This window comes from Nocardioides daejeonensis, assembly GCF_003194585.1.
Classification (GTDB): domain Bacteria; phylum Actinomycetota; class Actinomycetes; order Propionibacteriales; family Nocardioidaceae; genus Nocardioides; species Nocardioides daejeonensis.
Genome location: NZ_QHKZ01000002.1, coordinates 209,312 through 221,614, shown reverse-complemented (window position 1 = coordinate 221,614; position 12,303 = coordinate 209,312). Strand labels below are relative to the sequence as shown.

General features: G+C 69.1%; 11 protein-coding genes. 8 read left to right on the top strand and 3 right to left on the bottom strand.

The genetic code is table 11. The features are described 5' to 3' along the window. Positions 1-2 precede the first annotated feature (2 nt). Both leuD and DNK54_RS05725 read left to right on the top strand, forming a co-directional pair. Positions 3-602 carry a 3-isopropylmalate dehydratase small subunit gene (gene leuD / locus DNK54_RS05730; RefSeq protein ID WP_110206009.1) on the top strand — a complete coding sequence of 200 codons (600 nt, stop codon included), beginning with the start codon at positions 3-5 and terminating at the stop codon, positions 600-602. 213 nt (positions 603-815) lie between these two features. Next, a complete protein-coding gene (locus tag DNK54_RS05725) occupies positions 816-1,499 on the top strand; it encodes an HU family DNA-binding protein (RefSeq protein ID WP_110206008.1) in 684 nt (227 codons plus the stop codon). Between the two features lie 73 nt (positions 1,500-1,572). Here the strand turns inward: DNK54_RS05725 and cofC are convergent, their stop codons facing one another. Then, positions 1,573-2,190 carry a 2-phospho-L-lactate guanylyltransferase gene (gene cofC / locus DNK54_RS05720; RefSeq protein WP_239459986.1) on the bottom strand — a complete coding sequence of 206 codons (618 nt, stop codon included), beginning with the start codon at positions 2,188-2,190 and terminating at the stop codon, positions 1,573-1,575. 74 nt (positions 2,191-2,264) lie between these two features. Between cofC and DNK54_RS05715 the strand changes: the two genes are divergently transcribed. The 6 genes from DNK54_RS05715 to DNK54_RS05690 all read left to right on the top strand — a co-directional run bounded on the left by DNK54_RS05715 (position 2,265) and on the right by DNK54_RS05690 (position 9,300). Then, on the top strand, positions 2,265-3,041 hold the full coding sequence (locus tag DNK54_RS05715; RefSeq protein WP_110206006.1) for a lysophospholipid acyltransferase family protein: 777 nt from the start codon (positions 2,265-2,267) through the stop codon (positions 3,039-3,041). Then, on the top strand, positions 3,038-4,039 hold the full coding sequence (locus DNK54_RS05710) for an NAD(P)H-dependent glycerol-3-phosphate dehydrogenase (protein WP_110206005.1): 1,002 nt from the start codon (positions 3,038-3,040) through the stop codon (positions 4,037-4,039). Before DNK54_RS05715 ends, DNK54_RS05710 begins: the two co-directional genes overlap by 4 nt. Before the next feature lie 67 nt (positions 4,040-4,106). Continuing rightward, positions 4,107-5,189 (top strand): trans-sulfuration enzyme family protein, encoded by a 1,083-nt coding sequence (locus DNK54_RS05705; RefSeq protein WP_110206004.1) that lies wholly within the window; start codon positions 4,107-4,109, stop codon positions 5,187-5,189. Positions 5,190-5,238: 49 nt separating this feature from the next. Continuing rightward, positions 5,239-5,658, top strand: coding sequence for a hypothetical protein (locus DNK54_RS05700; RefSeq protein WP_110206003.1), 420 nt, complete (start codon positions 5,239-5,241; stop codon positions 5,656-5,658). Further along, a complete protein-coding gene (locus DNK54_RS05695) occupies positions 5,655-6,785 on the top strand; it encodes a hypothetical protein (RefSeq protein WP_110206002.1) in 1,131 nt (376 codons plus the stop codon). Before DNK54_RS05700 ends, DNK54_RS05695 begins: the two co-directional genes overlap by 4 nt. A gap of 85 nt (positions 6,786-6,870) precedes the next feature. Continuing rightward, complete coding sequence (locus DNK54_RS05690) at positions 6,871-9,300, top strand: helix-turn-helix transcriptional regulator (protein ID WP_110206001.1); 2,430 nt, start codon at positions 6,871-6,873, stop codon at positions 9,298-9,300. Here DNK54_RS05690 and DNK54_RS05685 read toward each other — a convergent pair. Together DNK54_RS05685 and DNK54_RS05680 are read right to left on the bottom strand one after the other, a co-directional pair. After that, positions 9,247-11,769 (bottom strand): helix-turn-helix transcriptional regulator, encoded by a 2,523-nt coding sequence (locus DNK54_RS05685; protein WP_110206000.1) that lies wholly within the window; start codon positions 11,767-11,769, stop codon positions 9,247-9,249. The genes DNK54_RS05690 and DNK54_RS05685 overlap by 54 nt on opposite strands. Beyond that, complete coding sequence (locus tag DNK54_RS05680; RefSeq protein ID WP_110205999.1) at positions 11,770-12,252, bottom strand: hypothetical protein; 483 nt, start codon at positions 12,250-12,252, stop codon at positions 11,770-11,772. Positions 12,253-12,303 lie beyond the last annotated feature (51 nt).

The following is a 12,303-nucleotide window of genomic DNA, read 5'->3' as shown; positions in this document are numbered from 1 at the left end:
CCATGGAGAAGTTCACCAGTCACACCGGCATCGGCGTCCCGCTGCGCCGCAGCAACGTCGACACCGATCAGATCATCCCGGCCGTCTACCTCAAGCGCGTCACGCGCACCGGCTTCGAGGACGGACTCTTCGCCGCGTGGCGCAACGATCCCGACTTCGTGCTCAACCAGCCCGTGTACGGCGCCGGTTCGGTGCTCGTCGCCGGTCCGGACTTCGGCACCGGCTCTTCGCGCGAGCACGCGGTCTGGGCCTTGCAGAACTACGGCTTCAAGGTTGTGATCTCGCCGCGGTTCGCCGACATCTTCCGCGGCAACTCCGGCAAGGCAGGTCTGCTGGCGGCGCAGGCCGACGAGAAGCTCGTGCACGAGCTGTGGGCACTCGTCGAGGCCCACCCCGGCACGGAGATCACCGTCGACCTCGAGGAGCGGAGCATCCGCGCCGAGGCGGCGGGCACCGTCGTCGAGGGCTCGTTCGCGATCGACGACTACACCCGCTGGCGGTTGCTCAACGGCCTCGACGACATCGGCATCACGCTCGGCAACGAGGCCGACATCGCGACGTACGAGGCGGCGCGTCCGGCCTGGAAGCCCGCAACTCTCTAGGTGTTGAGCGCCTTTCGCGCGACGCCAACTCCGAGCGCCTTTCCCCTGGGGAGAGGCGCTCGGAGGCGTTTCTGGGCCGAAATCCCTGTGCCTGCGCGAAAAAACCGCAGAAATACCGGCGTGGCGATTGTGGTGAGCGTCACCAAAACCTAGCGTGCATGGGCAGAGGTCAGGCACGAGCCCGACTCCGGGAGTTCATTGGAAGGGAAGACAGTGAACAAGACTCAGCTCATCGACGCGCTCACTGCGCGCTACGAGGGGAACCGCAAGGCAGCCGCCGAGGCGCTCGACAAGGTCCTCGACACCATCACTCGCGAGATCGCTCGTGGAGAGAAGGTGGCGATCACCGGGTTCGGCTCCTTCGAGAAGAAGGTGCGTGACGCGCGCTGGGTACGCAACCCCCGCACCGGGGAGCGCATGAAGGCGAAGAAGAAGGCGGTGCCGAAGTTCACACCGGGTGCCGACCTGAAGAACATCGTCTCGGGGGCCAAGAAGCTGCCCAAGCTCGCAGCCAAGGCCGCGGCGCCCGCCAAGAAGGCGGCAACTGCCGCCAAGCCGGCAGCGAAGAAGGCCACCGCGACCAAGGCTCCGGCCAAGGCGGCGGCGAAGAAGACGTCGACGGCTGCGGCCAAGAAGACCACCGCTACCAAGAAGGCGACGCCCGCGAAGAAGACCACGACGGCGGCGAAGAAGACCACCGCCGCGAAGAAGGCGCCGGCCAAGAAGGCCACGACGGCCGCGACGACCAAGAAGGCCGCCGCGAAGAAGGCGCCCGCGAAGAAGGCCACGACGGCGGCGAAGAAGGCGCCCGCCAAGAAGGCCACCACGGCGGCGAAGAAGACCACCGCGAAGAAGACCACTGCGAAGAAGGCGCCGGCCAAGAAGGCGACCTCCTGAGCGACTCGTTGACGACGCTGCCCGGTCCGATCGGACCGGGCAGCGTCGTCTTGTGACTCTCCTGGTGAGGTCGTCAGCCTTCCACCAGCGCCTGGGCTGTATGCGCGCCGACTCCCAGTGCCAGAGCCCGGCCGAGATCGCCGGCATCGTCGACGTCTTGGCGCAGGGTCAGCAGGTCGCCGCCCAGCTCGCTGGCTCCTCCGTCGCGATGGGCCGCCGCAGAGCCGACGCCGAAGCGCGGAGCGAACAGCTCGACCTCTGCGGCGACGTACAAGGAGGTTCCTGTGCCGTGCGCGTCCCGGACGAACGAGGACCGGTGATCGTTCGCCTCGGTGAGGGCAGTGTCGAGATCCTCCGCCTGGAGCGCCGGTACGTCGGCGCACAATGCCGCGATCCGCAGGCCTGGCCAGCGTCGAGCAGCCTCGTGTGCGGCCTGCACGAGACTGGCGTTGAGGTCGCCGGTGACGCCGTCCGGAATCACCGCGCACCCGGACTCCTGCGCCAGAGCAGCGAACCGGAAGTCGTCGGTCACGACCAGCACCTGCTCGACGGTCTCGGCGCGGAGAGCCGCTTCGAGGGTGTCACGCGCGAAGGCGGTGGCCAGGGCGATGCGCCGGGGTGCGGCAAGATCGAGGCGGGACTTGCCCACGGCGGGTGGTTTCACCGGAATGATGACGACGACACGGGACATGCTCACCCGCAGAAGTCTGGCATCCTGAGTAGCCTGCATGGGCGCCGGTCGCCGTCGATGAGGAGGAAGCACGGGTGAGGGTCCGCAAGCTCGACCAACCACGTGGCTGGGGCTTCGTCGTCGGGGCGAGCATTCTCAAGCCGCTGCTGGCGGCCACCACCAAGCCCGACTGGATCGACGGGTTGCGGATTCCGGCCACAGGCGGCTGCGTGGTTGTGGTCAACCACGTGTCACACCTGGACCCGCTGACCACCGCGCACTTCGTCTATGACCACGGCCGGCTGCCGCGTTACCTCGCCAAGGCGGGCCTCTTCGATATCGCCGTCCTCTCCGGCTTCCTCAAGGCGGTCGGCCAGATCCCCGTGGAGCGACAGACCGTGGGCGCCCACGGCGCCTACGACGCAGCTGTCGATGCTGTGCGTGCGGGCGAATGCCTCGTGGTCTACCCCGAGGGCACGCTGACCCGCGACCCCGACCTCTGGCCGATGGTGGGCAAGACGGGCGCGGCGCGGATCGCTCTGGAGACGGGCTGCCCGGTGATCCCCGTGGCTCACTGGGGCGTGCAGGAGATGCTGGCGCCTTATGCCAAGCGGGTGCACCTGCTGCCGCGGCACCGGGTGCGCTACAAGGTCGGCGCACCGGTCGACCTCTCCGATCTCACCTCGCGTCCGCCCAGCGCGGCGGAGATCCGGATCGCCACCGATCGGATCATGGCGGCGATCACCGAGCAGCTCGCGCAGTTGCGCGGCGAGGCGCCACCTGCCGAGCGATTCGACCCGCGTGCGCACGGCATCAGCCAGATCGGCAACCCACACAAGAAGAACCGCGAGCAGGGCAGGAGCGACAGATGACCAAGGTGGCGGTGCTCGGCGCCGGATCGTGGGGGACTGCGTTCTCAATGGTGATGGCGGACGCCGGCTGCGATGTGCACTTGTGGGCACGGCGACCGGAGGTCTGCGCCACCGTCAACGAGCGACACGAGAACACCGACTACCTGCCCGGCATCACGTTGCCCGGGTCGATTCGCGCGACCCACGACCCTGAGCAGGCCATGGCCGGCGCCGAGGTCGTGGTGTTGACCGTGCCGTCCCAGACCCTGCGCGACAACCTGGGCGGCTGGGCGCCGATCCTGCCTCGCGATGCCACCGTCGTCTCGCTGATGAAGGGCGTCGAGCTCGGATCGTTGAAGCGGATGAGCGAGGTCATCGCCGAGGTCGCGGGTCTGGCGCCGGAGCGGATCGCCGTCGTCAGCGGCCCCAACCTGGCCCGCGAGATCGCCCAGCGCGAGCCTGCTGCCTCCGTCGTCGCCTGCTCCGACCACGAGGTGGCGAAGCGCCTGCAGGGGCTCATGCACAGCAAGGCGTTCCGCCCTTACACCTCCGAGGATGTGGTGGGGTGCGAGCTGGGGGGCGCTTACAAGAACGTCGTCGCGCTCAGCGTGGGGATGGCGGTCGGCCTGGGCTTCGGAGACAACACCACGGCTTCGTTGATCACCAGGGGCCTGGCCGAGACCGCCCGGCTGGCGGTCGCCCTGGGCGCCAACCCGATCACGTTGATGGGCCTGGCCGGCCTCGGTGACCTCGTCGCCACCTGCTCCTCTCCGCTGTCGCGCAACCGGACGTTCGGAGAGAAGCTCGGTCAGGGCATGACCGTCGCCGAGATCTACGCCTCGACCAACCAGGTCGCGGAGGGTGCCAAGTCGTGCAAGTCCCTGCTGGCGCTGGCCGAACAGCACGGCATCGACGCGCCGATCGCGGCTGCCGTCGACGCCGTCGTCGATGGCCGCATGACCGCACCCGAGCTGATGGAAGCCTTCGTCACCCGGGTGACGAAGGCGGAGCTGGACTGAGCCTCGAAGGTGGCGGAGAGGTTGAGACGGTCGGCGCCGCCGTGGTGGGCGGGCATAGCCTGCTGACATGACTGACGCACACCCCTCGGCTTCTCGTTATCGTCCGGCCACCGTCGCGGTCAACGCGGGTCGCCCCCCGGTGACTCCCGACGCGCCGATGAACGTGCCGGTCACCCTCACCTCGACGTACGTCGCCGGTGGCGACCTGGAGTACGGGCGCTTCGGCAATCCGACCTGGACCGCGTTCGAGGATGCGTTGGGCCAACTGGAGGGCGGCCGCTGCCTCAGCTTCGCCAGCGGCCTGGCGGCCGTGGCGACCGTGCTCGACCTCGTCGGCCAGGGCCAGACGGTGGTGGCCGCGCGGCACTCCTACAACGGCACGATCATGCAGCTCGCCGACCTGGAGTCCCGGGGACGGCTGCAGGCGCGGCTGGTCGACCTCACCGACACCGATGCGGTGCTGAAGGCCTGCGACGGCGCCGCGCTGGTCTGGCTGGAGAGCCCCACCAACCCGGCCCTCGAGGTCGCCGACATCCCGGCGATCCGCGACGCCGCACACGCTGCGGGCGCCTACCTCGTGGTCGACAACACCTTTGCCACCCCGGTCCTGCAGCGACCGCTCGAGCTGGACGTCGACATCGTGGTGCACTCGGCGACGAAGTACATCGCCGGTCACAGCGACGTGCTCATGGGCGCGGTCCTCACCAACGACGATCAGCTGTACGACGTCCTCAAGGGGCGGCGCGATCTGCTCGGTGCTATTCCCGGGCCGTTCGAGGCGTGGCTGGCGCTGCGCGGTCTGCGCACGCTGCACCTGCGTGTGGGAGCGGCGCAGGCCAACGCCCAGGAGCTGGTCCGCCGGCTGCGGGAGCATCCCGCGGTGGGGGAGGTGCGCTACCCCGGCTTCGGGGCGATCATCTCGATCGTGCTGGCTCAGGGCGCGTTGGCAGCCGACCTGCTGACGCACAAGACGGCGCTGTGGGTCAACGCGACCAGCCTCGGCGGGGTGGAGTCGACCTTCGAGCGGCGTCGACGGTGGAAGACCGAGCCCGCCACGATCCCGGACGCCCTGGTGCGGATGTCGGTCGGCATCGAGGACGTCGAAGATCTGTGGGAGGACCTGGCCAAGGCGCTGGATCAGCTTGGCTGAGTAGTTCTTGCTCAGTGACCGGGCGGCGCCTGCGCGCGACGCTTCGGGCATGAAACGACGACGACAATTCTCCGGTCTCGCCGCCTCCCTGGCTCTCTCGGCGGCGTTCGTACTCGTGGGTTGCGGCACCGACGGTGACGACGACCAGGCCGACGCCTCGCAGGGCCGGGCCACGACAGAACAGCCCACGACCGATGGCACCCGCGCTGACGGTGTCGATGCTGCGATCGACGCGGTCGGCACCGAAGGGGTGCTCGACATCGCAGGCGAGCAGATGGTTGGGAAGTTCGGCATCACCGGCTACGAGGTGGCTGACGGCGGCCTGATCGTGGAGAGTGACGACGCCAGCCAGTTCGAGCTCCAGTGCACCACCGCACGGATGATCCTGGACGGAGTCGGCGTCGAGGCCACGGTTCCGCTGTCGGTCCGGAACCCCAGCGGGACGACGGTCTGCGAGGATGCCCGATGAGGCGCGCCGCAGCGACCGCACTTGCCCTCGTCGCTGGAGCGCTGACCGGGGTTGCGCTGGCACCGCCGACCACCGCGGCGGAGGTCTCCACGACCGTGGAGTTCGCCGGCTGCGAGGTCCGCTACCGGCCCTACGCAGAGAACACCCGGGTCGGTGCGGAGAGCACCTGGTCGCCCTCTCTCACCTTCCGTCATCCGACCCCGATTCCGACGAACGACATGGTGACGACCGAGGTTGAGTTGGGCGCTCTCCCGGGCAACACACTCCCCGAAAGCTTGAAGAACGTCAGGGTCTCGGTGGACTACCTGGAGTTCAAGAGCGAGCACTGGAACCCGCTGCGCTTCTATGCAGAGTTCACTGTTCCTGCGCTGGACCACACGCAGTCGCTGGCCTTCCCTGAGATGGAGTACGACACCGATTACGGTGACCCGGGTATCTACGACTACCGCGTCAAGAGCATTGACCTTCTCTTCACCGGCGAGGATCTCAACGGTGAGTTCGCCGAGTACGCCTACCGATGCGACCAGATCGTGAATCCGCGGCCGCTGTTCACCCTCGGTGTCTACGACCTCGCTGCAACGCCGGCGATCACGTTGTCCCAGGGCACGGTGCGACAGGGCGGCAGCGTGCGGATCACGGGTACTGGCATGTTGGCGGCCGCCCCGACCCAACCTCCGGCTCAGGTCGAGGTCGCTGTGGGCGGCACGGTCATGGGTCGGTATCCCCTCGACGCCTCAGGAAGCTTCGCCGGTGTCCTCCCGGTGCCACCCTTCGCCTCGCCAGGGTCGGTGACGGTTCGTGCCGTCAACGGCACGAAGTCGGCAACCGCCGCGTTGGAGGTCCTCGCCGGAAAGGGACGGGTGAGCGTCGCTCCGAAGAAGGTCAGGAGCGGCAAGGCCGTGACCGTCACCGGGTCGTCCTATCGGCCGGGCGAGCGGGTCACGGTGTCGCTGAAGGGCGGCAGCAGAGCGGGCAGGAAGTCCTTCGCCAAGAGCGTCACTGCTTCGGCCGACGGAACCTTCAAGGCCAGCATCAAGCTGAAGAAGGCTGCTCGCGGGAAGTGGAAGGTCAGCGCGATCGGTTCGTCGAGCAAGCGGTCGGCGAGAGCCAACCTCAAGGTGAAGTAGGCCGATCGCCTTCCGTGTGGCTGGAATCGGGGGAGAACTCCCGATTCCAGCCACACCCTCGGCGTGGTCGCACTAGTCTTCGTGCGTGTTGATCGGACGGACCGACGAGGTTGCTGCGATCGTCTCCCACATTCGGGCTGCCCGGTCGACCTACGTCTCCGGCCCGCGTGGAGTCGGCCTGAGTGCCGTGCTCGAGGCTTGTGCCGCGAAGTTCGACGTGCCGCTGGTCCGTGGCGCTGATTCAGTGCCGGGGACGCCGTTCGTCCCCTTCGCGCCCACCCTCGCGGCTGCTGGCCTGGTCGAGGCAGGGGCGGGACGCATCTATCGGGAGTTCGCTGTGCCCGGTGCAGGCCCGCTGGTCGTCGACGACATGGAGAAGCTCGATCTCGCCTCGCAGACGCTGGTAGCGCAGGTGGCACGTCAGGGCGGGCTCGTCGTGCTCGGCTGTCGTTCGTCGGAGTCACTGCCGCCGTCACTGGTCTCGCTGGCGCGGGCCTGGCCGGCCGTGGAGCTGCAACCGTTGGGGGAGACCGCCCTGCTCGAGCTCGCGCGAAGCGTGGTGGGGCATCAGCTCTCCGCCCCGCTCGCGGTCAGCCTGGTGAGTCGGAGCCGTGGGCTCCCGGCGGTGGCGTCGACACTGGCGCGCGAGACGACCTGGGCGCGCGACACCGTCCGGTCCGCTCTCCGTGCCGGTGGCCAGTCGATCGACGGCATGGACGAGTCCGCATGGCAGGCGTTGGTCACCCTGGTCCTCGCCGACGGGATGCCCGCAGGCATCCGCGACCGAGCGCCGTACGACGAGCTGCTGGGGCGCGGCGTCGCTGTCGTGGCCCAGGACAAGCTCGTCGCGGCAGGAGGGCTGGCGGTCGATGCGGTCTTCACGCATGCGGACCGGCATCGATGGCGCCTGCGAACGGTGGACCACGACGAGTTCAACGGTCCTGCATCACTCCGGGCGAAGGTTCTGCGTGGCGCCGCCGACGACCGCGACCAGCTGGTCGCGGTCGGCACCTGGTTGCTCAGGTCAGGAAGATCGACGGAGATCCTCGGTCTTCTCGGGACCACGCCGACCGGGCGGGCCGACGAGGATCTGCTGCGTGCTGAAGCACTGGCAGCCCTCGGGCACCGCCCCGAGGCGCTGGAGATACTCGACGTGCTCGCCGCCGCCTCCGAAGAGCCCGAGGTACTCCTGCGGGTCGCTCGTGCATGGCTGGAAGTGCTGCGCGACGGAATGGCGGATCAGCAGGAGCTTGCCCGCCGGATTCGGTCCGTCAGGCATCGACTGCCGGAGGGACAGAGTCGGCGAGAGGTGCTCGCCGGGCTGCTCCGCCGCGAGGTGCTCCTCGGCGAGCGCGCGGCTTCAGGTGGCGAAACCCTTCCCGCAGACGATGCGACCTCCTCAGCGCTGCGCTTGGTGATGGGAGGGGAGCTCCACGCAGCCGCGACACTCGCTGATGCTGCCGACGGCGGTGACGAGTCCGGATTCGAGCATCACATGGGCATGCTCGCCAGGTTCCTTCCCTTGGTCTACGACGGGCAGCTCGCTGCTGCCTCTGACCTCGCAGACAGCCAGTACCGCGCCGCAGCGGCGGCCGATGACCCGGGCGCAGGTCTGTGGGGATACAACCGTGCGAAGATCGCCCTCCATGCGGGCCGCCTCCATGATGCCCTGGCGCTCTCTGTGCTTGCCTGCCAGCATCTGGAGTGGCGGGACTCGACCGGACTCCTTGTTCCGGCGCGTGCGCTCCAGGTGGCAAGCCTTGCTCGACTGGGCAGACTGGCGGAGGCCGAGAGCCTCGCTCGGACGTTCGGGGCGGAGGATGAGGCGCTTCCCCGCGTCCGTATCGGGCTCGCCCGGATGGGCGCTGAACGGCGCCGCTGGGCGGGGGACCGTCCGGGGGCTGCCGATCTGATGCTCGTAGCTGCCCGGCATGCCCTCGACGACGGCGAGGTCTACTCGGGCCTGCTCGCACTCGACGAGGCATTCATGCTTCATCCGCGTGCCGACCTCCTCGAGCAGCTCTCCGGTCATGCCGGGCGCTCGCACCTTCTCGATCTGTGTGTGAGCCGTGCGCGAGCGGTGCTCAGCGGCGACGCCCTGCGGTTGGAGGAGGTGGGGGAGGAGCTGGCCACGCTGCCCATCGCCGGCCGGGCCGCGCATGCTCTCGCCCTGGCAGCCGAGCTCGCGGCCGATGCCGGACGCGAGATCCATGCCCGGCGGTTGCGGCGACGGCGCGATGAGCTGACTCGTCTGTGGCACCTGACCGGATGGCCGACACGTGAGCCCGACCCGATGCGGTTGACGATGCGCGAGTGGGAGATCGCGATGCGGGCTGCGAACCGCGAGCGGAGTCGGGAGATCGGCGCGGCCCTTGGACTCTCCCCGCGGACCGTCGACAACCACCTGGCCGCCGTCTTTCGCAAGCTCGGGGTGAACCGCCGCGAGGACCTTCGTGGGAGGCTAGACGTCTCGGTCGCGCCGATCGGTGTGCCAGTCGAGCTGCTCGAGCTCTGAGCGGCGGCTCATGCCGAGCTTGCGGAGGATCCGTGCCATGTGGTTGTCGACGGTGCGGACAGAGAGGCCCAGGCGCGTGCCGATCTCCCGGCTCCGCACTCGTGCCGCTGCGAGCGTGGCGATCTCGGACTCGCGCGCTGTCAGGCTGCTGAGATCGCCTCCCGACGGCCACCGACTGCAGGACGTCGCAGTGAGGATCGCAGCACGCGATCGTCGAGCGCGAGCTGACAGGCGTTCGTTGCCGAGAGCATCGGCCCGGCGTCCGATCTCGACCCAGCAATGGAGCGCACGCGATCCGAAGCCCCGCTCCGCCAGGGTGTCGGCAACCGCGATCAAGGATGCAGGCTCCTCGCACTCCCAAGCGCGCCGTCGGTCACGCAACAGCTCAGCGAGCGTTCCGGCCGCGCCCGCCTCGCCTTCCTGGAGATCGCTCACGGCGTTCGGCCAGAGCATCCACGCTTCATCGAACGCGAGCGTGGCCAAGTGCCCATGTGCCTCCGCCCGAGCTCGCCGAGCTACGTGGAGCAGCTCGGCAGCGGCGAGCTCCGGGGCACCGGCGAGTCGATGGCGTTCGGCGCGTACCCGTGCGGCGTGCAGGGCCACCTTGACATCCGACTCTGCGTCGCCGCCCAAGGCGTCGAGCCGCATCACCGCGCGGTCCAGGTCGCCGGTGCGCGCTTCGACCGCCGCTTGAAGTGCGGTTGCCGTGGTGAACAAGCCGGTGAAGTCTTGCCAAGCGAGGTGGCGTGCGGCACGTTGCGCCAGACCCTGTGCCCAGGAGAGTCGCCCCGCGTGAAGGCCGAGCTCCGCGGCGGCGTACTCCCACATGCCGAGGCTCGGGTCAGCGGCACGCGCGGCACTGTCGCGGCGGGAGACCGCCCACTCCTCGGCATCGCCGAGACGCCCTTCGAAGGCCAGGGACAGATAGTGGGAGAGCTGGAGCAGTGAGCCGTGATGTGGCGAAGGGCTCTCGGCAGCGGCAAGCATCGCGAACCCGTCGGCGACGAGCTCACGGGTGCGCGCGGGAGAGCCGTCGAGTGAGCTGATCATCGCCTCGATCAAGACGATGCCGATGCGCTCCTCAAGTGCCGCTGCCTCCCGCGCCCCGGGCAGCGCGGGCGCGGGCAGGCCCGCCATGAGATGCCACTTCACCAGGTCGGCTTCGAGGGCGCCGCGCTGCTCGGACGACACGCAGTCGACCACCTCTTGGACCTCGCGAATGGCCGTGAGCGGATCGCGTCGACGCACCGCATGGAGCAGGCCCAGCTCGCGGCCGATCCGAGGCAGGAGAGGGGAGGGTGTCGCAGGATCCCGGGATAGGGCCAGAAGAAGCCGATGTGCCGCCTCGTGCTCGCCCGTGGCGGACGAGACGACACCGCGCAGGAGCATGAGCTCCGCCTCGTGGCGTGCGTCGAGCGTCGCCGGGTCGGCTGCGGCAAGCAGATCGGACGCCTCCGCGTAGCGCTGATGCCCGACCTCGTGGCTCGCCGCAGCCACTGCCTCGGCGGCCGACAACGACTCACCGGCGCGGACGCGAAGTAGGGCAGCCAGCGCGGTCCAGGTAGTGCTCTCGGCGTTCTCCATGCTCGTCAGCTGCGTTGCTGTGGAGGCGCAGACGGTTCGCCACATCTGCGGCGTGAGCTGTGCGCTGACCACGTCTGACAACAGCTCGTCGGACGCGGTGACAACCCCGTCCGAGTCGGTCACCGCGTCGACGGCGGACAGGTGCGCCAGCACGTGGCGAGGTAGCAGCCTTGTCGGCAGCCGCCCGGCCACGCAGAGGCGGATCAGCCACTCGCTCTCCACGGGATCGAGTGCTTGCAGCGCCGCGCCGCGCAGTTCGATCAGGCGGTCGGTCGGCTCCGGCGTACCGAGCTCCGTGCCCCACGGCGTGTGCAAGGCCGGGCCGGCCCCCGAGATCAGCTCGGTTGCTATGCCGGGGACTCCTCGGGAGCGAGTGAGGAGGTAGGCGGCGGCCGGAGCGGACAGCTCGTCTCCGAGTAGGTCCGCTGCCAGCGCCAGGAGGTCGTCATCGTCAAGCGGCGGCAACGCGAGGTGACGCCAGGTGGGGCGGCGTACCTCCTCGTGCAGTGGGTCGGCGAGGTGGCCGAGGCGGACGCAGGCCATGACGAGAGCGACGCCCGCTCGGCTGAGCTGACCGAGCAGCACTGCCGAGCGTCGATCCAGTTGGTCGGCGTCGTCGACCAACAGCATGGTGCCGGTGGCGCGCAACTCCTTCGGGATCCTGGTGTAGGCGTCGAGTCCGGTGGCGGCGATGCCGAGATGATCGGCAAGCTGCGCCATCCCCGTGGCGAGAAGGACCGGGCTCTCGGAGCGCTCCGAGACCAGCCGTAGAAGCGCGGTGCGCCCGCTGCCGCGCGGGCCGGTCAGGAGGACCTGTCTGCCCCGGCCGATCTCGTCCTCGATGGCACGGAGGAGGCCCTCGCGCCCCCGTAGACCGCCTGGCACCTAGATCGCCTTCTCCGCGACCGTGTAGGTGAGGGCTGTGCCGACGTCTGCCGGGGTGATGGCCACCTGAACGAGATGGTCCGTCCCTTCGTAGCCCAACACACCGCCCTCGGGACCGGTCGAGGCGAGGACCTCGTCGAGACCGGCGCCGGTCAACCCGGCACGGACCTCGTCGACGGCAGCGGCCAGCGCCTTGTCCGTCGTGACGGCCACCGTCCAGGCTGTTCCCTGCCCGGTGACCACACGGCTACCGCCGGAGAGGGCGCCGTCGATGACGGGGATCTGCGCGGGGAAGCCGTCGGGAAGACCCGTTCCGACCACGAGCTCGTCCTCACCCTGACGGTAGGTCTGGGTGTCGCCGTCCGTGTCGAGATGCAGGGCGTCCTCACCGGTCGATCCCGAGCACGCGGACAAGAGAGTGAGAACAGCAGCGGCGAGCGCGACGCTCAGGCGGCGCGCGACAGCGAGAGGGGTGTAGGGCATGGCGATCTCCTCGTGACGATGCGCCCGAGCCAAGCACCGAGGCGGTGATCT